Source organism: Streptomyces sp. NPDC038707 (assembly GCF_040636485.1).
Lineage (GTDB): Bacteria > Actinomycetota > Actinomycetes > Streptomycetales > Streptomycetaceae > Streptomyces.
In genome coordinates, this window is sequence record NZ_JBEZUP010000001.1 from 388,689 (window position 1) to 411,468 (window position 22,780).

Sequence of the window (22,780 nt, forward strand, 5' to 3'; positions counted from 1 at the left end):
AGGGTGGGGACCCCAGAGCGGGGGAGCCCCACCCTCCGGGAGCTGTTGCGGGCACGTCAATAATTTGGACTAGACCAACTCGGTCTTTGGACTAGACCATACGATCCCTTTACCTCCCGCCTACCAGGCGCACGGAGAAACCGCCGGCGAGCGGCAGGCGGGCCGTGGTGACAGTCGTGACGCGGGTGGCGGGGTCGTACGACCAGGCGGAGCGCGGCAGTCGACGGTCGTCGAGCAGGACCCGCGCGGGTGCCGTTCCGCCGTGCACCGTGAACCGGTACGCCCGGGCGTCCACCTTGCCCGCGTAGTCGCCCCTGCTCGCGCCGACGGTCACGGTCGTGCCCCGGGCGTCGGCGCGCACCGACACCTGCTGCGTGGCCGCCGCGCCCCGGGCGAAGTCCCGGGTCACGCCGTCGTCCTCGTACAGCGTGTAGTGACTGGTGCCGTGCGCGGCCGGGTACAGGTCCCAGTCCAGCTCGTGCCGGTCCCGGGTCTGCCAACTCGTCGTCCCCTCGGGCCACATGGGGACGATCGCGCCCTCGCGCACGAACAGCGGCAGGGTGTCCAGCGGGGCGTGGTAGCCGTTCAGGGTGGTCGGGCCCCGGTACGTGCGCCCGGTCCAGTAGTCGGTCCAGGTGCCCTTCGGCAGATGGATGCCGTCCCGGGTGTCCGAGTCCTCGTAGACGGGCGCGACCAGGAAGTCCCGGCCGGACAGGAACTCGTACTTCGCCCGCTCGCCCAGGGTCTCCGGATCGCCGGGGTACTCCAGCCACAGCGGGCGCACCGCCCCCACGCCGGTCTTCGCCGCCTCGGCGGACAGCGTGTACATGTACGGCAGCAGCCGCTCCTTCAGCTGGAGGTACTTCCGGTTGACCGAGGTGTACGGCTCGCCGTCCCGCCACGGCTGCTGGTCGGCGGGCTTGCCGGTGGTGAGGTCGCTCGCCCAGCCGTCCATCGTCATGACGGCCGGCAGGAACGCCTTCCACTGGAGGTCGCGGGCGTACATCTTCGCGTCGTGGCGGTAGATGCTGCCCACGTCACCGGTGTTGTAGGCGATGCCGGACATCGTCGCCCCGGCGTACGTCGGGATCTGCCAGCGGATGTAGTCCCAGGACAGCTTCTGGTCGCCGCTCCACAGCACCCCGCAGCGCTGGGCGCCCGCCCAGGACACCGGCAGCCATACGAAGCCGCGGGCGTCGCTGTTGTCCTCGATGCCCTTCTTCGCCGCGTCGCAGGCGTCCAGCGCGAACTTGTAGCCGTTGCCGACCCAGGCCACGTCCAGCTTGGCCACCCGCTGACCCGCCTTCACCTGGTCGGCGAGCTTGTCGATGCCGTTCTCGGTCCACAGGCCGAGCTGGGCGTGGTGGTCCGCAAGGCCCTTGGCGGTCTGCTCCAGGTTCTCGTACCCGCAGCCGTAGCCGTCGTTGACCAGCATCCAGCCGAGCGGCATCCGGTGCTCGGTGTAGCCGTCGGCGACCTTCAGCGCGTCCAGGGTGTGCCGCTCGCCCCGGTTTGCGTTGTGCAGGTAGCAGTCGGAGTCGCCCGGTTCCAGGCCGTACACCGGTGGCATGAAGGGCCGGCCCACCAACGCCGTGTACTTGCCGATCACTTGCCTGGCGTCACCGAGGAAGTAGTAGGCGTCGAAACGGCGTTCCTGCTGTCCGGTCGTCACCGGCGCGCCGAAGGTGTACACGCCCGGCGCGAAGGTGTTGCGGAAGACGCCGTAGCCCGCGCTGGAGAGGTAGAACGGCTGGGAGTTGTTGTAGCCGCCCTCGTTCCAGTCGAAGCTGTTCGCGACGTACATCGTCCGGCCGCGGTGCGAGAAGCTGCCGTTCTGCTCGCCGCCGCCGAAGAACTGCTCGTCCGCGCCGCGCGCGAGGCTCTGCCGCATCCCGCCGGTCGACCAGCGCAGCGGCTTGTCCTCCTGCCAGATCCGGGTGCGGTTGTCGGACCGGTACAGCCCGAACCGCAGCGGCTTCTTGTACACCCGCAGCACGGCCCCCGGGGAGCGGATGCCGTAGTAGTCACCCGCGTCGAAGGACGAGGTGTTCCTCTGGAGCGCGGGCCGTTCCCGCACGATGGCGGTGCCGGCCGGATCGCTCAGGGCGCCGGACGGATCGGCCTGGAGCCGCAGCTGACCGTTCCTCAGGAAGTCCGCGCGCGCGGTCAGTCTGCCGGCGGCGACGGTGTAGCTGCCGTCACCGCCGGTGAAGGACGTGAGGTCGCCGGCGTCCGTGGTCGCGGGCAGATAGGCGGTGCCGGTGAAGGAGCTGTCGTGCACGTCGTACGGCACCACGAGCACGTGGTAGGTCCCGGACGCGCGCGGGATCACCGTGGCCTCGGGGTCGGCGGTGCCCGCGCCGGTGGCCACCTGCTTGCCGTGGTCGTCGTAGACGTACAGGTCGAAGTCGTCCGAGGGGCGCTTCCAGGTGATGGACAGCGGGACGCCGCCCTCGGGGTTGTCGTTCCAGTAGCCGTCCGGCACCGAGACGGTGAGGTCGAAGCGGTGGCAGACGGTGCCGCCGGGGTCGGCGGCCTCGGCGGGGCACTTCTCGGGGCCGCCGCCGGTGCCCTTGGCGTAGACCGGGCTGCGCCAGCCGACGCTGCCGTGGGCGGGGTCCAGTACGGCGCCGGAGGCGGTGGCGGCCTCGGCGGGTGCCGGACCGGACAGCACGGTCGCGGCCAGGGCGGTCGCCAGCCCCAGCGGAACCCAGGCCGGCCAGGGCACACGATGTCGGAGTCTTCGCACGGCGGAACAGCTCCCCTCGCACCTTCGCGGATTGACTGTCCTGACTGACGTTGCTCGGAAGCGCTTGAAACAAGCGATAAACGAGCAACTTCACGCACGAAGCCTCGGGGTAGGCGCAGGTACATGTCAATACCGGGGTGGCGGCCGGGCACCGGAGCGCCGTACCGGGCCGCCCGCCGCGTCTGCTGCATTGGCGGGACCCGGATCACCGGGTCGGGGGAGTGGGCCCCCGGCCGACGGGCCGGACCCCCGGGCCGGTGTGACGATCACAGCAAGGTGACCCAGCGATTCCGGCCGTCACCGCGGCCGGTAGGAGGACCACACGATGAACCCCACACTCAAGCGCCTGCTCGGCGCCGGCGCGGCGGCGGCCACGGGCGCCACCGTCCTGCTCGGTACCGGCGCCGGCACCGCCGAGGCCGCCGGCCGCGTCCACTGCGACCGTGCCGAACGGCCCATATGGAGTGAAGGGCCCAGCCGTAACGTGACCGCCCGCCACTGCGAGGTGCCGGACCAGGACCACCGCTGGTACACCGTCGAGTTCGACACCCTCGTCCAGCCGCACCAGAAGAACGACTATGCGGACGGGGGCGTCGAGCGGACCGCGACCCTGCACGACCGGAGCATCAGGTGCCTCGGCTACACCACGGACAAGGACACGGTGAACTGGTTCGGCTGCCTGCCCCGCCTGCGGCACGTCTCCTGACCACGGCCCCCGGGCCCGGACCGGTCAGGCCCCGGGGCCCGCGACGCGCAGCACCGCCGTCGCGGGCGGCGCGACGGTGCCGGCGGCGGTGGTGACGTCCGTCCACCAGTCGGCGCCGTCCTCGGCGCAGCGCAGCAGCACACCCTCGCGGATCGCCCACGGACAGACCACGGCCCGGGGCAGGCCCATCAGCTTCAGCGCCGTGTGCCCCACCACCGCCCCCGCCAGGCTCTGCGCGGCGCGCGGCGCGGAGATCCCCGGCAGCCGGGCCCGCTCGGCGGCGGGCAGCGCGGCCAGCGCGCGCACCGCCTCGCGCAGGTCCCGGCAGGCCAGTTCCCGCTCCACGAACGGGCCGAACCGCCCCGGCGGCGCCCCGCACAACCGGGCCAGCTGCTGGAACGTACGGGAGGTGACGGCGGCGGTGCGCGGCCGCTCCCAGCGGATCCGCGCGGCCACGTCCCGCAGTTCATGGCGGACCCGGCGGCGCAGCTCCTTCAGCTCGCCCGGCCCCGGCGGGTCCTGGGCGGCCAGGTACTCCCGGGTCAGCCGGCCGGCGCCGAGCGGCAGGGACGCAACGAAGCCGGGCATCCGGCCCCGCCCGAAGGCCACCTCCAGCGAGCCGCCGCCGATGTCGAGCAGCGCCAGCGGGCCCGCCTTCCAGCCCAGCCAGCGGCGGGCCGCCAGGAAGGTCAGCTCGGCCTCCGTCTCCCCGGGCAGGGTGCACATGCGCACGCCGGTCCCGGACGCCACCCGGTGCAGCACCTCGGAGCGGTTCGGGGCGGCGCGGACCACCGTCGTCGCGAAGGCCAGCGGGGCCGCCGCCTGCCATCTGCGGGCCGTGGCGCTCGCCGCGTCCACCGCCTCGACCAGCCGCCGCACCGCCTCGTCCGCGATCGTGCCGTCCGGGCCCAGGTGTTCGGACAGACGCAGCTTCCACTTGACCGTGTGCACCGGCAGCGGCACGCCCCCCTCCACGTCCGCGATCACCAACCGCACCGTGTTCGACCCCGCGTCCACCACACTCACCCGCATGGCCGGGGCCTACCCACTCCACCGGCGCGATCACTCTTCGCACGAGGGGCGTTCCGGTGCACGCAGCGTGCGGGACGCGCCTCAGGAGCGGTCTGCGCGGCGGTCCGACGCGGACCGGGAGCGCGCGGCGCGCGGGCCGGGGGCGAGCGGGCGCCCGTCCGGCGGCAGGGAGCGCGCGCACCGGCCGACCAACACGGCCGCCTCGGACGGGGCCTCCCCGCCGACCGGTGCCCGAGCGGCGGACGGCGACAGCGCGCCGCGCCGGGCACGTCGGCCGGATCCCGCCCCCGCCCGGCCGGCGCTGACCTTGGATGGACAGGCCACCAGCGCCGTCCCGCCAGGACGGCGGGCGACCGGAGTGGATGCGATGAGGGTACTGGTGATCGGCGGCGGCATCGCGGGAACCGCGACCGCGCTGGGACTGCACAAGGCCGGGCTCGACGTCACCGTGTTCGAGGCCCACCCGGACACGGCCGAGGACATCGGCGCCTTCCTGACCCTGGCGAGCAACGGCATGCGCGCACTGGCCGGACTGGGCGCCACGCACGCCGTCACGGCCGTCGGTTTTCCGCTGACTTCGCTGCGGCTGCTCGACAGCCGGGGCACCGAGACGGCGCACACCCCGCTCGGCGAGTCGGCCGACCCCGCCCTGCGCTACCGCTGCCTGCGCCGGGGCGAGCTGAACGCGGCCCTGCAGGGCGAGGCGCTGCGGCGGGGCGTCCCCCTGCGCCACGGCGTCCGCCTGGAGTCCGTGGCGGACGGCCCCGGCGGTGTCACCGCCCGCTTCGCCGACGGCACCACGGCCACCGGGGACCTGCTCGTCGGCGCCGACGGACTGCGTTCGACCGTACGCCGGCTGCTCCTGCCGAAGGTGCGCCCCCGGTACGCCGGACAGCGGGTCCACTACGGCTGCACCCGCACCGCGCCCGCTCCCGGCCCGGACGGCTCCATCACCATGGTGCGCGGCAGCGCGACCGCCTTCGGGTACACGGTGTCCCCGGCGGGGGAGACGTACTGGTTCGCCCGCGAGGGCGGCGACCCGCTGCCCGCCGGGACGGCCGCCGCGCCCCCGGCCGCGGCGCGCGAGCGGCTGCTGACGCTGCTGCGCGCGGACGCCACGCCCGCCGCCGGTCTGGTCGAGGCCGCCGGTGACGCCGCGCTGGTCACCAACGCCACCGAACTGCCGCCGGGCGCGCCCTGGCGCACCGGGCGGGTCGTCCTCGTCGGCGACGCCGCACACGCGGCCTCCCCGGCGACCGGCCAAGGTGCCTCGATGGCCCTGGAGGACGCGGTGGTCCTCGCCAAGGCGCTGCGGGACCTGCCCGATCCGGCCACCGCGTGCGCGGAGTACGAGCGGCACCGCCGGCCACGGGCGGAGCGCAACGTCACCGTCAGCGGCGCCCTGTCCCGGAACGCCACCGGCACCGTGACGGCCCGGCCGGCCGAACCCGACGCGCGCCTCCTGCGCCAACTCGCCTGGGACACCCCGCTGTCCGCCGTCCCGCCCGAGCCGGGTGCCTGAACCCGGCCGCGGTACGCGAAAGTGCAAGAGGCGGGGGACGGGAGTCCATTGCCGGGCGGGGGCCGGCGCCGGATCGTTCCGTGCGACCGGCCCTTCGGCAACCTGGAGCCACCATGCGACTGTCGATCCGGGCGGGCGGCGCCGTGGCCGCCGCCGTCGCCCTGGTCCTGGGCAGCGGCACCGCGTCCCCCGCCGACGCCCGCTACACCGTGACCGTGGGCACCCCCGTGCCGTTCCCGCATCCCACCGACACCCCCGCCACCCCGTTCACCGACCGCGACGGCACCTTCCACTACCAGCAGTCCGCCGCCCTCTACGGCGCCGACGACCCCCGGGTGTGGGACTTCTACACCGGCAAGGACTTCGACACCGCCGCCTTCGACCGGACCCTCAGCGAGGCGGCCGACCCGGCCGACCCCGCCGACCGCAACGACGACACCACCTGGCGCTGCAACGACAGCCCCACCGGGCGCGAGGCGACGTACGCGCCCGCCGGCTCGGGCTACGCCCAGAAGAACTACTGCGACCTGTCCGGGGTGTGGATCGACCCGGACACCGGGGACTGGTACGGCCTGGTGCACAACGAGTTCACCCCGCGCCCCTTCGGCGACGGACTGCACTACGACGCCATCGACTACGCCGTCTCCACCGACCGGGGCCGCACCTGGACCATCAAGGACCACGTGCTCACCTCGCCGTACAGCACCGTGCGTAGGGACACCAAGGCCTTCCCGCACGAGACGTACTCCTACGGCGACGGCGACCAGCGCCTGTTCGCCGACACCGCCTCCGGGTACTTCTACGTCTTCTACGGCTCGCGGATCGTCGACAAGAACGGCGGCTGGAAGGCGTTCTACGAGCACGTGGCCCGCGCCCCGATCGCCGCGAAGATGGCCCCCGGCTCCTGGCGCAAGTGGTACGACGGCACCTGGTCCGAGCCCGGCACCGGCGGCCGGGAGAGCGACATCGTCCCCGTCGACGCGGAACACCCCACCGGCTACGTCCCCGCCGCCGACGAGTACGACCCGGCCAACGCCGGCACCGCCGCCGAGCAGATCGCGGCCGGGAAGATGCCCCCGACCTCCCCGCTGTTCGTGATGAACATCGCCTACGACGCCCACCTCGGCCGGTACATCGGCACCCCGCAGGCCGTCGACCAGAGCGGCCGCGCACCGCAGTACCTGTACGCCACCGACGACCTGGCCACCCAGAAGTGGCAGCTCATCGGCGACACCGGTGACTACACCACCGCGTCCTGGTACCGCTGGTTCCTGGACCCCGCGAGCCGCACCGGCTCCGCCGTCCTCGGCCGGACCTTCCGTACGTACTGCTCCTTCGGCTGCTCCCACGGCTCCTCGGGCGAGTACGCCGACGTCACCGTGGACTCCGCCACGCCCGCCGCGCCGCCGGTGGACCCCGGCCGCCGCTACCGCGTCGCCGCCGGCGGCGGCCGGATCCTCGCCCAGGAGTCCGGCGGCTTTGCCGTCACCTCCCTCGCCCGGCCCACCGGCTCCGCCCGCGAGTCATGGTCCTTCACCCCGACCGGGGACGGCGCCTTCACACTCGCCAACGCGGCGACCGGCCGGCTGCTGGGCGTGGACTCCACGCGGACGGCGGGCCGGTCCTGGGGAGCGCGGCCCACGGTGACCGCCGCCCCGGCCGGCGGGCCGGCCGTCGGACAGCAGTGGTTCGTGCTCGCGAACACCTCCGCGCCCGGCACCTACCGTCTGGTCAACCGGTACAGCGGGCTCGTGCTCGGCCTGAGCGCGACCCCCGGCCGGCTCGCCGAGACCACCCCGCCGCGCACCTGGACGGCCCCCGCCGGCTCCCTCGGCGCCGGCCGCACCGCCGCCGGACAAACCCTGTCGTTCACCCCGTCCGGGACCTAGCACGCGGGGGGGTCCGGGGCCCCCCGCCTCGAAGCAGGTGGTGTCCGAAGGCTTGTGGTCCGCTTGGTTCATCCCTTAAATCAAAACCTGAACTAAGCCATGGGGCCGTCGGGTCGGCCCCGCCATGTCTGGAGCCGCCGTATGAGATGGAGACCCCTGGGTGTCGCGCTGGCCGCCACGGCCGCGCTGACCGCCCTGCCCGCCACCCACGCCTCGGCCGACGCGGCCGAAGTGCCCCTGTCCCAGGGGAAGTCCGCCACCGCGTCGTCCGTGGAGAACGCCGGCACCGCGGCCGGCAAGGCCGTCGACGGGGACAGCGGCACCCGGTGGTCCTCGGCCGCCGGAGACGACCAGTGGCTCCGGGTCGACCTGGGCGCCACCGCCTCGGTCACCCGGGTGGAACTCGACTGGGAGGCCGCCTACGGCAAGGACTACAAGGTCCAGATCTCCGGGGACGGCACGACCTGGACCGACCTGAAGTCCGTCACCGGCTCCGACGGAGGCGCCGACATCCTCGACGTCTCCGGCCGGGGCCGCTACGTCCGCATGCTCGGCGTGCACCGCGCCACCCAGTACGGCTACTCCCTGTGGGAGTTCCAGGTGTTCGGCAGCACCGACGGCGGCCAGACCGGCTGCGACAGCGCCAACGCGGCCAAGGGCAGGACCGCCACCGCCTCCTCCACCGAGAACGCCGGCACCCCCGCCTCCGCCGCCTTCGACGGCGACACCGCCACCCGCTGGGCCAGCCAGACCGCCGACCCGCAGTGGCTCCAGGTCGACCTCGGCGCCGTCAAGGACCTGTGCAAAGTCGACCTGAACTGGGAGGCCGCCTACGGCAAGGACTTCCAGATCCAGGCCTCCGCCGACGGCCAGAACTGGAGCACCCTCAAGTCCGTCACCGGAGCGACCGGCGGCACGGCGTCCTACGACGTCAGCGGCTCCGGCCGGTACGTACGGATCTACGGCACCGCACGCGGCACCGGTTACGGGTACTCCCTGTGGGAGGTCGCCGTGCACACCGGCACCAGCGGTCTGCCGCCGGTCCAGGGCGGCGGCGACCTCGGCCCGAACGTCATCGTCGTCGACCCCTCCACCCCGAACCTCCAGCAGAAGTTCGACGACGTCTTCGCCCGGCAGGAGTCCGCCCAGTTCGGCACCGGCCGCTACCAGTTCCTGCTCAAGCCCGGCACCTACAACGGCATCAACGCCCAACTCGGCTTCTACACCTCGATCTCCGGCCTCGGCCTGAACCCCGACGACACCCAGATCAACGGTGACGTCACGGTCGACGCCGGCTGGTTCAACGGCAACGCCACGCAGAACTTCTGGCGTTCGGCGGAGAACTTCGCGATCACCCCGTCGAACGGCACCGACCGCTGGGCGGTCGCCCAGGCCGCGCCCTTCCGCCGCATCCACGTCAAGGGCGGCCTCAACCTCGCGCCCAACGGCTACGGCTGGGCCTCGGGCGGCTACATCGCCGACTCGAAGATCGACGGCACCGTGGGCCCGTACTCCCAGCAGCAGTGGTACACCCGGGACAGTTCGGTCGGCGGCTGGACCAACGGCGTGTGGAACATGACCTTCTCCGGTGTCCAGGGCGCCCCCGCCACCAACTTCGACAGCGGCCCGTACACCACCCTGGACACCACCCCCGTCTCCCGCGAGAAGCCCTTCCTCTACCTGGACGGCTCCGCCTACAAGGTGTTCGTCCCGGCCAAGCGCACCAATGCCCGCGGGGTCTCCTGGCCCGCGAACGCCGGCACCTCCCTCCCGCTCGACCGGTTCTACGTCGTCAAGCCCGGCGCCACCGCCGCCACCATCAACGCGGCCCTCGCCCAGGGCCTCAACCTCCTGTTCACCCCCGGCGTCTACCACCTCGACCAGACCCTCGACGTCACCCGCCCCGACACCGTCGTGCTCGGCCTCGGCCTCGCCACCCTGGTCCCCGACAACGGCGTCGACGCCCTGCACGTCGCCGACGTCGACGGCGTACGGCTCGCCGGATTCCTCATCGACGCGGGCCCGGTCAACTCCGACACCCTGCTGCGCATCGGCACCCCCGGCGCCGCCGCCGACCACTCCGCCGACCCCACCACCATGCAGGACGTGTTCGTCCGCATCGGCGGCGCCGGACCCGGACTCGCCACCAACTCCGTGGTGGTCAACAGCGATGACGTCATCGTCGACCACACCTGGATCTGGCGCGCCGACCACGGCAGCGGCGTCGGCTGGGACACCAACCGCGCCGACTACGGCCTGCGGGTCAACGGCGACGACGTCCTGGTCACCGGCCTGTTCGTGGAGCACTTCAACAAGTACGACGTCTACTGGAGCGGAGAACGCGGCCGGACGATCTTCTTCCAGAACGAGAAGGCGTACGACGTCCCCAACGCCGCCGCCGTCACCCACGACGGCATCGTCGGCTACGCGGCCTACAAGGTCGCCGACACCGTCACCACCCACGAGGCCTGGGGCCTGGGCAGCTACTGCAACTTCACGGCCGATCCGTCGATCGTCCAGACCCACGGCTTCCAGGTGCCCGTCGCCCCGGGCATCAAGATGCACGACCTGCTGGTGATCTCCCTCGGCGGCAAGGGCCAGTACGCCCACGTCGTCAACAGCACCGGCGCCCCCACCTCGGGCACCGACACCGTCCCGTCCAAGGTGACGTCTTTCCCGTAGGACCCGTAGGACCCGTACTGCCCCGGACGCGCCAGGCCGTCACTCCTCGGCCTGGCGCAGTCCCTCCCGGGCCCGGCCGCGCAGCGCCGCGTCGTCCAGGACGTCCGCCGCCGTGCAGGCCAGCGCCTCCACCACGGCGAGGAGCACCTGCCGCGCCCGCTGCGAACCCGCGGCCTTCGCGAACTCCGGCGTGTGGTCCGACCCCTCGGCGCCCATGATCGCGACGAAGGGGTGGATCGCGGGCACCCGGCCGCTGACGTTGCCGATGTCGGAGGAGCCCAGATAGACCCCGGGAACGGGCGCGGTGAGAGTGATCCCGGCCCGGTCCAGATGCCCCGCGAACCGCTCGGACAGCGCCGGACTGTCCCGGAAGTGCTCGTAGCGCACGCTCGCCCGCTCCACCGTCACACTCGTGCCGGTCGCCCGGGCCACCCCCTCGGCGGCCGTGCCCAGCTGCCCGGCCAGCTCGTCCAGGGCAGCGGTCGTCAGCGCCCGCAGCCCGAACCGCCCCTCGGCGTACTCCGGGACGATGTTCGTGGCCGTGCCGCCGTGCGTGATGATGCCCTGCACATGGGAGCCCTCCGGCAGCCGCCGGCCCAGCGCCGACAGGACGTTGAACAGCTCGATCAGCGCCGCCAGCGCGTCGATGCCCTCGGTCGGGTTGCCCGTCGGATGCGCGGCCCGGCCCCGGAACGCGACCCGGTACTGCTCCTGCGCGGTCAGCGGGGCCCGCACCCAGTCGTACACCCCCGGGTGGAACATCAGGGCCGCGTCCACCCCGTCGAAGACGCCCGCCTCCACCTCCAGCGCCTTGCCGCCGCCGCCCTCCTCGGCCGGCGTGCCCACCGCGAGGACCGTGCCCTCCGCGCCGCCCCGCACGGCGTCCAGCACCAGGGCCGCCCCCAGACCGGCCGCCGCGATCAGATTGTGCCCGCAGGCGTGGCCGAGCCCGGGCAGCGCGTCGTACTCCAGCGGGAACGCCACCACCGGCCGCCCCCGCCCCGAACGGGCCGTGAACGCCGTCGGCAGCCCCGCCACCCCCCGCCGCACCTCGAACCCCGCGCCCTCCAGCTCGCCGGAGAGCAGCGCCGCCGCCCGGTGCTCGGCGAACGCGGTCTCCGGGTCCGCGTGCAGCGCCGACGCCACGGACCACAGCGCGTCGGCGCGCCGCGCGACCTCCTCCCCGATCCGGTGGTACAGCGACACGAGACCTCCTCGGTGCGGTGGGTGTGCTCCGTGCCGAGCCGGGTTCCACCCGGACGGCCCCTGACACCGGGCCGCCGGGTTTGGGCCGCCCCACCGGTGCAACACGGTGGGTGCGGAACCGGACAGTTCAGGAGGCAGCCATGGATCACTCCCGCGTACCCGTGCTGGAGGCTCTGCAGGAGTTCCGGCGACGAGGGGACGTGGTGTACGGGCCTCCCGGACACAAACAGGGCCGGGGCGCCGATCCGCGGGTGGCCGACATCCTCGGCCTGGACGTCTTCCGTTCCGACGTGCTCAGCCTCAACGGGCTGGACGACCGCCGTCAGTCCCAGGGCGTGCTGGAGCAGGCGCAGGAGCTGATGGCCGACGCGGTCGGCGCCGACCAGGCGTTCTTCTCCACCTGCGGCAGCTCGCTGTCGGTCAAGACCGCGATGCTCGCGGTCGCCGGACCGGGGGAGAAGCTGCTGCTGTCCCGCAACGCGCACAAGTCGGTCATCGCCGCGGTCATCATCAACGGGGTGGAGCCCATCTGGGTGCACCCCAAGTTCGACGGCGAACGGCACCTGGCCCACCCGCCGGAGGCCGACGACGTCCGCAACCGGCTGCGCGAGCACCCCGACGCCAAGGGCATGCTGCTGATCACGCCCACCGACTGGGGCACCTGCGCCGATGTGCGCGCGGTCGCCGACGTCTGCCACGCCGCCGACGTCCCGCTCATCGTGGACGAGGCGTGGGGCGCCCACCTGCCCTTCCATCCGGGCCTGCCCGTGTGGGGCATGAACGCGGGCGCCGACCTGGTCCTCACCAGCGTCCACAAGATGGGCGGCGCCATCGAGCAGAGCTCAGTCTTCCACCTCCAGGGCGACCGCATCTCGCCCGTCGTGCTCAAGCAGCGCGAGGACCTCCTCGGCACCACCAGCGCCTCCAGCCTGGTCTACGCCACCCTCGACGGCTGGCGGCGGCAGATGGTCGAACAGGGGCACGACCTGCTGGACGCGGCCCTGCACCGCGCCGAACGCGTCCGCGCCCAGCTGCGGGAACTACCCGGACTGCGGGTGATGGGCGGCGAGATCATCGACGAGGGACTGGCCGCCGAGTACGACCCGCTGAAGATCGTCGTGGATGTACGCGACCTCGGCATCAGCGGCATGCAGGCGACCGAGTGGCTCCGCGCCAACTGCCACATCGACATGGGCGGCTCGGACACCTGCCGGATCACCGCCTCCATCACCCATTCCGACGACGAGCAGACCGAGAAGCTCCTGGTGGAGTCCGTGCGTTCGCTGGTGGAGCGGGCGGACAGCCTCGAGCGGCGGCCGGCCGTGCACCTGCCCGAGCCGCACGCCCTCGAACTGGAACAGGCCATGCTGCCCCGGGACGCCTTTTTCGGCCCCGCCGAACAGGTGCCCGCCGAACGGGCCGTGGGCCGCATCGCCGCCGAGACCCTCAGCCCCTACCCGCCGGGCGTGCCGGTCGTGGCACCCGGCGAGGTGATCACCACGGAGATCGTCGACTATCTGCGCAGCGGCATCGCCCACGGCTTCCTCGTGCCGGACGCGGCGGACTCCTCCCTGGACACCCTGCGCGTCGTCGCCCGCCCCTGACCGACCGGATCCCCCGCGCACCGTTCGAACTGCGCCGCGCGGTGCCGACGCCTAGGGTGGCGGATGCGGGCGGCCGGGCACCGGCGGCCTGCCCCGGGTCAAGAAGCCGGCCCTGCTGACGGACCCGTCCGCGGCAGGAGGCTGTGGCCCTGCCGACGGTCCCCGGGCCGGACCAGCGCGTCCGGCGGGCCTGCCGTCCCGGCAACTCGATAGGAGACGGCCCGACTTCACCCCGACCGAGAACTCCCCGAGTTCCCGGTTTCGGACGCCCCGGCCCGGGGACCTCGGTACGAGGCCGCCATCGGTCCCCTCCGCCCGGGACTCCACCCGACGCGCGCCATGGCGCCGGCCGAACGCCCCGGGCGGGCCACCGCGCAGCGGACACCCGCGCGTCCGCGTGCCGCGCCCGCCCTCCCCGTGACCAGCGAAGGAATTGCCACTGATGAGCGAGACGAACCCCCTGAAGCGAGCAGCCGACAAGGTGGCGGACGCCCTCCAGGGTGGACCGAAGGGCCCCGAGAACGGCGTCCCGGGCAAGCCGGGCCCGCAGACACCGCCGGTCGCCGAGCCGACCGACCCGCACGAGCCGTTCCCGCCCAAGCCCGACCAGACCGGCCCCGACACCGTCTCCCCGACCGGGCAGCCCACCGGCGCCGACCAGGCCCGGATGGCGCAGAGCGGCAGCTATCTGACCAACGCCCAGGGCACCCGCCTGTACGACACCGACCACTCCCTCAAGGCCGGCCCCCGCGGCCCGGTACTCCTCCAGGACCACCACCTGCGGGAGAAGGTCATGCACTTCGACCACGAGCGCATCCCCGAGCGCGTGGTCCACGCCCGCGGCGCCGGGGCGCACGGCGTGTTCCGCAGCTACGGCACCGCGGCGAACGTGACGAAGGCGGCCTTCCTCGCCGAGGACGTCGAGACACCGGTGTTCGTCCGCTTCTCCACCGTGCTCGGCTCCCGGGGCTCCTCCGACACCGTCCGCGACACCCGGGGCTTCGCGACGAAGTTCTACACCAGCGAGGGCGTCTTCGACCTGGTCGGCAACAACATCCCGGTCTTCTTCATCCAGGACGCCATCAAGTTCCCGGACGTCATCCACGCCGGCAAGCCGCACCCCGACCGGGAGATCCCGCAGGCACAGAGCGCCCACGACACCTTCTGGGACTTCGTCACCCTGCACACCGAGGCCGCCCACCACACCCTGTGGAACATGTCCGACCGGGGCATCCCCCGCTCGTACCGCACCATGGAGGGCTTCGGCGTCCACACCTTCCGCCTGGTCAACGCCGCCGGCGAGACCACGCTGGTCAAGTTCCACTGGAAGCCGAAGCTGGGCGTGCACTCCCTGGTGTGGGAGGAGGCGCAGATCATCAACGGCGTCGACCCCGACTTCCACCGCCGGGACCTCGCCGACGCCATCGAGGCGGGCGCCTACCCCCAGTGGGAGTTCGGCATCCAGACCTTCCCCGACACCCCCGACCAGACCTTCGAGGGCATCGACCTGCTGGACCCGACCAACATCGTCCCCGAGGAACTGGCCCCCGTGCAGCCGATCGGGCTGCTCACCCTCGACCGCAACCCGTCGAACTTCTTCGCCGAGACGGAGCAGGTCGCCTTCCACGTGGGCCACCTCGTCCCCGGCATCGACATCACCGACGACCCGCTGCTCGCCGGCCGCCTCTTCTCCTACCTGGACACCCAGATCACCCGCCTGGGCGGCCCCAACTTCCCGCAGATCCCGATCAACCGGCCGCACTCCCCGGTCAACGACATGCTCCGCGACGGCTTCCACCAGACGGCCGTCCACCGGGGCGTGGCCCCCTACCGGCCCAACTCCCTCGACGGCGGCTGCCCGTTCACCGCCGGCGCGGACCTGGGCGCGTACGTCGAGACGCCCGTACGGGTCCCCGAGGCGACCAAGGTCCGCGAGGCACCCGAATCCTTCAGCGACCACTTCAGCCAGCCGCGCCGGTTCTGGCTGAGCATGACCCCGCCCGAGCGCGAGCACATCATCGGCGCCTACACCTTCGAACTCGGCAAGTGCTACGAAGTGGCCATCCGCGAACGGGCCCTGCAGGTCCTGGCCAACATCGACCCGGAGCTGTGCGCGGGCGTCGCGGCCGGCCTCGGCCTGCCCGCACCCGAGCCCACCGTGCCCCTCGCCGACGTCCGGCCCAGCCCCGCCCTCTCCCAGATCGGGCAGACCTGGCCCACCGACGGCCGGATCATCGGCATCGTCACCGGACCCGACGGCGACCTCGACGGCGTACGGGCCGTCCGCCAGGCGGTCCTCGACGGGGGCATGGTCCCGCTGATCGTGGCCCCGGTCGGCGGCACCCTCGGCGACGGCGACGACGCCCTGACCGTCCAGCGGACCTACGCCACCGCGCGCTCCGTGGAGTTCGACGCGGTGCTGGTGGCAGGCACCCCCGGGGTGGGCGCCGACGCCTACGGAGCCCGGGACGCCAAGGCCGGCCAGCCCACCGCCGGGACGGTCACCCCCGACCCCCGGGTGGGGCTGCTGCTGGGCGAGGCGTTCCGGCACGGCAAGGCCATCGGCGCGGCCAAGGGCGGCGAGGCGGCCCTCGAAGCGGCCGGCATCCCGCTCGACGCGCCCGGGGTGATCGCCGGGGACACCGCCACCGGTGTGCTCCCGGAGCTCACCCGGCTGCTCGGCGCGCACCGGGTCTGGGAACGCTTCCCGTCCGCCGCCTGACCGGCCGGACGGGGGAATCTCAGGGCAAGGACCGGCCCGGACGGCGTAGCAGCGCGGGCGAACGGCGCGCTTCCCGGGTGTGATGGAGACGACCCGACGTCAACCAGTGAGGCAGAACATGCGTCTTCGCAGCTTGGCCACCACCACCGTCATCACCGCAGCCCTTGCCCTGGCCGGCACGGCCACCGCTGTCGCCTCCGACGGCGGTGGCGGCGCGTCAGCCGTCGGGGTCGCCACCAACAGCCCGGGCGTCCTCTCCGGCAACGTCATCCAAGTGCCGATCGGGATCCAGGCCAATGTGTGCGGCAACTCCATCGACATCATCGGACTGCTGAACCCGGCCTTCGGCAACATCTGCGTCAACAAGTGAACCCCGCCGTGCGCCGGCCCCGCGACCGGGGGCCGGCGCACGGTCGTTCAGCCGCACGTGGTGCGGCACAGCAACAGACAGATGTCGTCGTCGTGTTCGGAGTCGTGCAGCATCGGCTTGAGCAAGGTGTCCGCCGCCGTGTCCAGCTCAGCCAGCTCCGCCGCGCCGAGCACCTGCATGGCGCGGGCGAGCCGGTCGATGCCCGCGTCGATCCCGGCGGACCGCCGCTCCACCAGACCGTCCGTGTACAGCGCGAGGACGGACCCGGCCGGCAGCTCGACGGTGTGCTCCTCGTACTCGTACGGCAACGGGACCCCGAGCATGAGCCCCGGTTTCGACTCCAGCACCCGTACCTCTCCCCGGGGCCCGCGGGCGACGGCCGGCGGATGCCCCGCGGCGGCCCACACCACCTCCCGCTCCCCGGGCGTGAACCGGGCGATGGCACAGGTCGCGTACAGCTCCGGCTGCTGGTGGCGGAGCATCCGGTGCAGCAGCGTGAGGATCCGCGCCGGCCCGTTGCCCTCGACGGCGTAGGCGCGCAGCGCGGTGCGCAACTGGCCCATGATGACCGCCGCGCGCAGCCCGTGGCCCGTGACGTCGCCTATCACCGCCAGCACACTGCCGTCCGGCTGGGCGAAGGCGTCGTACCAGTCGCCGCCGATGTTCAGGCCGTGCGTCGCCGGCAGATACCGCGCGGCCAGATCGAGGCCCGGCACCGCGGGCAGATCGGTCAGCTGCGCGCGTTGCAGCGCCTCGGCGACATCCCGGTGCTGCTCGTACTGGCGGGCGTTCTCCAGGGCGATGCCCGCCCGCCGGGCCAGCTCCAGCAGCATCACGGTGGTGTCCGGGTCGAAGCGGTCGCCCGGCGCGGCCAGCGTCAGCACCCCCTGCACGGTGCGCCCGCCCAGCGGCAGGCACAGCAGCGGCCGGTCCGGAAAGAGCGCCGAGGCCGGCAGGTCGTCCACACCCGGCAGCTCCCCGGGGTGCGGGCCCGCGTGCTGGGGGCGGCCCGTGCGCGCCGCCGTCACCGTGGCCGCCGCCCGGTCGCCCGGCGGGGTCCGCTCGTCGTCCACCAGCCACACGTCGACGTACCGGGCGTACTCCGGCACCAGCAGTTCGGGCAGCCGGCGCAGGATGTCCTCGTGGTCCAGGGAGGCGTGCAGCACCGCGCTCGCGTTGGTCAGGAACGTCAGCAGCCGGCGGGCGGTCTCCGCCTCGGCGCGGGCCGCCCGCTCGGCGTCCAGGAGGTCGCGCTGGGCCAGCGCCGCCGCCTCCAGCTCCGCGTGCAGCGCCAGTACACCCTGGTTGGTCTGGTGCAGCTCCTCCCGGTGCAGCCGCAGCAGCTCCTCCGTCTCGGTGAGACCCGTCAGCACGGCGGCGGCGTCCTCGTCGGCGCTCAGCAGCGCCTCGGCGAGCGGGGCGTCCTCCGGTCCGGGCAGCGGGCCGGTCACCGCGGTGGGGCAGAGGAGCGTGTGCTGCCACGGCTCCGGTCCGTCCACGGAGGCCCCGAGCCGGCCGTCCGGACCGGCGGTCACGGTCAGCCGGGCGCCGCCCGCGTCCAGGGCGCGCCGCAGCCGGACCCCGAGAGCGCTCAGGAAACGGGCGCGGTCCAGCGCGGGCACCCCGGCCTCCGCGGTGAGCCGCGCCAGCCGGGCACGGGCGCGGGCCGCGTCGGCGGCGGAGGCGATGGTCCAGGTGTCGCGAACGGCTGTCATGGGGCCAGGGTCCGGCGGTCGGGGGCCAGTACGGCCACGCTGGTGTCGTCGCGGACGGGGCGGGCGGGGCTGCCCGCGTCCCGCAGGATCGCCGCGGCCAGCACCGACGGATCGTGCGCGAGCAGCCAGGGGTCCTGCGGCGGGGTCCACCGGCTGGGCAGCCCGTCACTGTGCATCACGAGCAGACTGTCCCGGTGCCACGGCAGCCGGCGCACCGGGACCTGCGCCGGGAAGTACGCCCCGACGATCCCCGGATGGGACACCAGGGACGTCCAGGAGGATTCCCCGGTGCGCACCCGGGCGGCCACGTTGCCGACACCGGCGACGCTGAGTTCGGCCCGGTCGGTGTCCAGCTGGGCCACCGTGACCGCCGCGCCCCGGGTGGGCCGCAGCGCCGTGTGCAGCCGGCGCAGGATCTCCGCGGGCGGCAGGTGTCCGGTGCGGCGCAGCTCCGCCACCGCCGCGGTGGAGGCGTGCGCGGCCTTGGCTCCGTGCCCGAGACCGTCCGCCAGCAGCAGCGTCACCAGCGCTCCGGAGCGCACCCAGCCCCAGGCGTCACCGCACTGCGCGTCGTGCCCGAGGGAGACGGTGATCCCGCCCGCGGGCAGCCGCGCCGGGGCGGCCCCGCGTTCGCCGGGCTCGGGATCGATCCGGGCCGCCGCGACCGTTCCGCGGCCGGGCCGGCTGTACAGGTGGAAGGCGTTGGCGCTGCGCCGGCAACTGCCCAGCCCCGCGCCGAGCGAGCCGCCGGCGGTGGAGTAGCCGTCGCGCAGCGCGGCGTCCACGTCGGCGACGCCCGGCCCGTGGTCCAGCGAGTACAGCTGGACCGAGGTGCCCGCGCCGCCGGCCGGGGGCTCCACCAGGTTCACCACCATCAGGCCGCCGCCCGCGTGCTTGAGCAGATTGGTGGCCAGCTCGGTGGCGACCAGCTCCGCCGCCGCCGTGCGCGCGGGGGCCAGGCCCGAGTCGTCGCACGCCTCCCGGGCCGCCATCCGGGCGTCCCGCACCCGGGTGGAGTCGTGCACCGGGACCTCCCAGACCCGGCTCATCCGAGCCCCGGTCGGGACGCGGGCACCTGGGCCACCCAGGCCACGGCCGTGACGGTCGTGCCCCGGCCGGGCTCGGTGTCGACACTGAACTCGTGCACCAGCCGTTTCGCTCCGCTCAGTCCCAGCCCGAGGCCGCCGCCGGAGGTGTACCCGTCGGTCATGGCCAGCTCCAGATCGCGGATGCCCGGACCCTCGTCGATGAAACACATCCGCAGGCCGCGACTGTGCCCGTTGTCCAGCGGGGTGATCTCCACCCGCCCGCCACCGCCGTGCACCAGCGTGTTGCGGGCCAGCTCGCTCGCCGCGGTGACCAGCTTCGTCTGCTGCACCAGGCCGAAGCCCAGCCCCGCCGCGCACTGCCGCACGTGCTGCCGCACCCAGGCCAGATCCGCGTCCGAGCCGATGGGCAGGCTCGTCGTGGACACCTGGCCGGACGGCTGCATCAGCTCCCCCTCTGGTTCAGGAGTTCCATGGCCCGGTCGACGTCCAGCGCGGTGACCAGGCCGGGCAGGGTCAGCCCCAGCTCCACCAGGGTGATCGCCACGGCGGGGCGCATCCCGGCCAGAACCGTACGGGCCGCCAGCAGCCGGGCCGTGGAGGCGATCTCCGCGAGCACCCGGCCGAGGAAGGAGTCGACCATGTCGACCCCGGAGATGTCGATCACCACTCCGGTCACCCGGTCGGTGGCGATGCGGTGGGTGATGTCCTGCTGCAACTGCTCGGCCATGCCGTCGTGCAGCTCGCCCTGCAAGGAGACGAGCAGCACATCGCCGAGGGCGAGCACCGGAACCTGGGCCGACTGGCCGGGAAGGGGCTGGTTCACCGGATGCTCTCATTCGCGTGCGCCCGGGACACCTCGATGCCCTGCTTGCCCAGCGCGTAGGCCAGCGCGTCGGCCAGCGAGGACCGGGTGAGCACCGAGCCCAGGTCGATGCCGAGCTGCACGATGGTCTGCGCGATGGCGGGGCGGATGCCGGAGACGATGCACTCGGCGCCCATCAGCCGGGCGGCGGCGACCGTCTTCATCAGGTGCTGGGCCACGAGCGAGTCGACGGTCGGCACACCGGTGATGTCGAGGATGGCGTACCGGGCCCGCTGGTCGACGATGGCCTCCAGCAGCGACTCCATCACCACCTGGCTGCGGGCGCTGTCCAGGGTGCCGATCAGGGGCACGGCGACCGTGCCCTCCCACAGCTTGATGACGGGCGTGGCCACCTCCAGCAGCTGCTGCCGCTGCCGCTCGATCAGCTCCGCGTTGGCGTCCAGCGCCGTCTCCATCACCACCAGCCGCAGCGTGCCCAGCAGCAGGGTCAGTGCCAGCACGGCCTCCTGCGCCTGCGGGGCGGTGGGCTCGGCGAACTCCTCGCGCAGCAGCTCCACCGCGGGCACCCGCAGCCCGGCCACCTCGTCCGCGATCTGCGACGCGGTGTACCCGGCGCGGGCCCGGGTCTGCGTCATCCGCCCCAACTGGTCGCGCACGGGCACGAAGCCGGGCGAGCCCACGTCCTCCAGCCGCCCGCCGGCGGCCACCTCGGACAGCGCTTCCACCACGGCCTTGCACGCCTCGACCGCCTCGTCGCGGGAGACGGTGAAGACCGAGCGGAACAAGGGCGTGTCGGCCCAGCGCTGGGCGATCTGCTCCTTGCGCTGTTCCAGGAAGGAACTCACCACCTGAGGTGCCGATACGGCCGCGTCCTGCTCGGGCACTGTCAACCTCTCCTCTCGCACAGCCAGGGGCGCCGGTGGGCCGGCTCTCCGAAGCCGATCATTGCCGACCGTCCACCGTAGCGACCGGTGTCCGGCCGGGCCAAACCTGCTCGCGACCCTGTGACCAGGCCAACTGTCGCCCAAGCCGTGGGCGGTGGGCCCGGCGGGGCGGGCGGGCGAGCGGGCGGGCACCCGGTCGGTGGTCCGCTGGCTGTGCGGTACGACGGCTCGGCTCCTTCGGCGCGTGCGGCTGCGGCCGGCCCGTCGGCGCGCGTCCGCCGGGCCGGTGTGGTCAGCCGCCTACCCCCGAAACCCGCGGACTCTCCCCGGTGCCGCCGACGTCACCCGTGCGTGCGACCCACCGCGGCACGGGCGGGGCGGCCGGGGAGAGGGGGAACAGACGGCCGAAAGCAGCCGGAACACTCGGCTGGAAAGCGTGGGCCGTCAGTCGCGTGCCGGGGCCGGAGCCGTTGCCGCGGGCGGGGCTTTCCGGCGTACCGGCGCCGGGGCCGGCCGGCGGTGGCGCAGCAGCAGGCGCCGGGCCGGGCGCTCGACCGCCTCGTACAGCAGCCAGGACAGGCCGAGCGAGAGCGCGAACGCCGTCGCGCTGACCGCCAGCCCCGTGACCGGGCCGAAGCGCGGCTTCGTGCCCAGCAGCGTCGTCGCGGCGCGCAGCACCAGCAGATGGACCATGTAGAAGGCGAACGACAGTTCCCCGAGCCGCACCATCCGCCCGCCGCGCCACAGGGACGGCAGCCCGCGCAGGTCGGCGACCGCCGCCGCCGGGATGAGCAGCGCGAAACCGGCGAGGGTGCACACGGTGGCCGAGTAGCCGGGCGTGACCTGCGGGACCAGGAAGTAGCCGATGAGGGCCAGCGCGAGCGACGCCTCCAGGCCCGGGCCGCGCCAGCGGCCGAGCAGCACCAGCCGCGCGGTGACCGCGCCGAGCACGAACTCGGGCAGCCGGGCGGCGGGGAACGAGTAGACCGGGTGCGCCCACCAGTGGTGGGCGTCCGTCCAGGCCAGCAGCACGACCGCGGCCACCGACAGCCCGCCCAGCGCGGTCGTGCCGCGTGCCCCGAGCCGGCGCAGCAGCAGGATCAGCGCGGGGAAGGCGGCGTAGAAGAACGCCTCGCAGGCCAGGGACCAGCTCACCGGGTTCAGCGTCTGCCACCACGGCTGCCACCAGGAGTGCAGCAGCAGCGCGTTCGCCAGGGCCTGCTCCGGCGCCGGCAGCGCCCGGTGCGTCAGCGCGCACGCCATGACCAGCGCGAGGCCGAGCGTCACCAGGTGCACCGGGTAGACGCGGGCGATCCGCCGCCGCCAGAAGGCGAGCGCGCGGTCGCGGGGCCGCGCCGACCAGGTCAGCACGAAGCCCGACAGGACGAAGAAGAACGACACTCCGGTGGCGCCGGCGCCGAAGCCCCAGGACATCAGGCGGCCGGCGGTGCCGCCGAACCAGCCGAAGTTGTGCACGTGCAGTCCGAACACCAGCAGCGCCGCCATCCAGCGCAGTCCGGTGAGCGACGGCAGGGAGGGCGGGGCGGCCGGCGCGGGAGGCCCGGCGGCCGTCCCGCCGGTGCGCGCGTGCGGCGTCCGGAGCGTCCGGGTCGTCGCCGTGGTCATCACATCACCTGCCGCAGGAGAATCGCGTGGGGCATGAAGGGGTACGTTGCCCGTCCGCCCCCGGTCCCTCACGCGGCTCGGCGAACTTCACACTGCTGCCGGGCGACCCACCGCCGCGGACACCACGGACGGCGGGACGGCGTGGGCCCGCACGAGTGAGGACAGGGGCGGTGGTTCCTTCGGCCGGGCGGGGTGCCGGAG

Annotated in this window: 15 protein-coding genes and 1 pseudogene; 7 read left to right on the forward strand and 9 right to left on the reverse strand. The window is 73.6% G+C overall.

The window, feature by feature from the left end; all coding sequences use genetic code 11:
* Positions 1-211: 211 nt before the first annotated feature.
* Positions 212-2,161 (reverse strand): annotated as a pseudogene (locus AB0E62_RS01770) (TIM-barrel domain-containing protein); the annotation flags it as partial.
* Between the two features lie 913 nt (positions 2,162-3,074).
* Here AB0E62_RS01770 and AB0E62_RS01775 point away from each other — a divergent pair.
* On the forward strand, positions 3,075-3,455 hold the full coding sequence (locus AB0E62_RS01775; protein WP_362186476.1) for a hypothetical protein: 381 nt from the start codon (positions 3,075-3,077) through the stop codon (positions 3,453-3,455).
* Between the two features lie 24 nt (positions 3,456-3,479).
* Here the strand turns inward: AB0E62_RS01775 and AB0E62_RS01780 are convergent, their stop codons facing one another.
* Entirely contained in the window at positions 3,480-4,487 is a 1,008-nt protein-coding gene (locus AB0E62_RS01780; RefSeq protein WP_362186479.1) for a Ppx/GppA family phosphatase, read from the reverse strand.
* Positions 4,488-4,854: 367 nt separating this feature from the next.
* Between AB0E62_RS01780 and AB0E62_RS01785 the strand changes: the two genes are divergently transcribed.
* The 3 genes from AB0E62_RS01785 (at position 4,855) to AB0E62_RS01795 (ending at position 10,580) form a co-directional block, all read left to right on the forward strand.
* Positions 4,855-6,009 (forward strand): FAD-dependent oxidoreductase, encoded by a 1,155-nt coding sequence (locus tag AB0E62_RS01785; RefSeq protein WP_362186482.1) that lies wholly within the window; start codon positions 4,855-4,857, stop codon positions 6,007-6,009.
* A gap of 113 nt (positions 6,010-6,122) precedes the next feature.
* Positions 6,123-7,898, forward strand: a complete 1,776-nt coding sequence (locus tag AB0E62_RS01790) for an RICIN domain-containing protein (RefSeq protein WP_362186485.1) — start codon at positions 6,123-6,125, stop codon at positions 7,896-7,898.
* 141 nt (positions 7,899-8,039) lie between these two features.
* Complete coding sequence (locus AB0E62_RS01795) at positions 8,040-10,580, forward strand: discoidin domain-containing protein (RefSeq protein WP_362186488.1); 2,541 nt, start codon at positions 8,040-8,042, stop codon at positions 10,578-10,580.
* Between the two features lie 39 nt (positions 10,581-10,619).
* Here AB0E62_RS01795 and AB0E62_RS01800 read toward each other — a convergent pair whose 3' ends face one another.
* Positions 10,620-11,786 carry an amidohydrolase gene (locus AB0E62_RS01800; RefSeq protein ID WP_362186491.1) on the reverse strand — a complete coding sequence of 389 codons (1,167 nt, stop codon included), beginning with the start codon at positions 11,784-11,786 and terminating at the stop codon, positions 10,620-10,622.
* Positions 11,787-11,926: 140 nt separating this feature from the next.
* On the opposite strand from AB0E62_RS01800, the gene AB0E62_RS01805 reads away from it, so the two are divergent.
* The 3 genes from AB0E62_RS01805 (at position 11,927) to AB0E62_RS01815 (ending at position 16,482) form a co-directional block, all read left to right on the forward strand.
* Complete coding sequence (locus AB0E62_RS01805; protein ID WP_362186494.1) at positions 11,927-13,390, forward strand: ornithine decarboxylase; 1,464 nt, start codon at positions 11,927-11,929, stop codon at positions 13,388-13,390.
* A gap of 442 nt (positions 13,391-13,832) precedes the next feature.
* Positions 13,833-16,112, forward strand: a complete 2,280-nt coding sequence (locus AB0E62_RS01810; protein WP_362186496.1) for a catalase — start codon at positions 13,833-13,835, stop codon at positions 16,110-16,112.
* Positions 16,113-16,230: 118 nt separating this feature from the next.
* Positions 16,231-16,482 carry a chaplin gene (locus AB0E62_RS01815; protein WP_362186499.1) on the forward strand — a complete coding sequence of 84 codons (252 nt, stop codon included), beginning with the start codon at positions 16,231-16,233 and terminating at the stop codon, positions 16,480-16,482.
* 47 nt (positions 16,483-16,529) lie between these two features.
* Here AB0E62_RS01815 and AB0E62_RS01820 read toward each other — a convergent pair whose 3' ends face one another.
* From AB0E62_RS01820 to AB0E62_RS01845, 6 genes are all read right to left on the reverse strand, one after another.
* Positions 16,530-18,197: a SpoIIE family protein phosphatase gene (locus tag AB0E62_RS01820; RefSeq protein WP_362186502.1), complete on the reverse strand. Its 1,668-nt coding sequence runs from the start codon at positions 18,195-18,197 to the stop codon at positions 16,530-16,532.
* Entirely contained in the window at positions 18,194-19,246 is a 1,053-nt protein-coding gene (locus AB0E62_RS01825) for a SpoIIE family protein phosphatase (protein ID WP_362186504.1), read from the reverse strand. The genes AB0E62_RS01820 and AB0E62_RS01825 overlap by 4 nt, the downstream gene beginning before the upstream one ends.
* The gene (locus AB0E62_RS01830) at positions 19,243-19,689 is read right to left on the reverse strand and encodes an anti-sigma regulatory factor (protein ID WP_362186507.1); all 447 of its coding nucleotides are present in this window, start codon (positions 19,687-19,689) and stop codon (positions 19,243-19,245) included. Before AB0E62_RS01830 ends, AB0E62_RS01825 begins: the two co-directional genes overlap by 4 nt.
* A complete protein-coding gene (locus tag AB0E62_RS01835; RefSeq protein ID WP_362186509.1) occupies positions 19,689-20,069 on the reverse strand; it encodes an STAS domain-containing protein in 381 nt (126 codons plus the stop codon). Before AB0E62_RS01835 ends, AB0E62_RS01830 begins: the two co-directional genes overlap by 1 nt.
* Positions 20,066-20,953 (reverse strand): STAS domain-containing protein, encoded by an 888-nt coding sequence (locus AB0E62_RS01840; RefSeq protein WP_362186512.1) that lies wholly within the window; start codon positions 20,951-20,953, stop codon positions 20,066-20,068. The genes AB0E62_RS01835 and AB0E62_RS01840 overlap by 4 nt, the downstream gene beginning before the upstream one ends.
* Before the next feature lie 444 nt (positions 20,954-21,397).
* Complete coding sequence (locus AB0E62_RS01845) at positions 21,398-22,579, reverse strand: acyltransferase (protein ID WP_362186514.1); 1,182 nt, start codon at positions 22,577-22,579, stop codon at positions 21,398-21,400.
* Between the last annotated feature and the right edge of the window lie 201 nt (positions 22,580-22,780).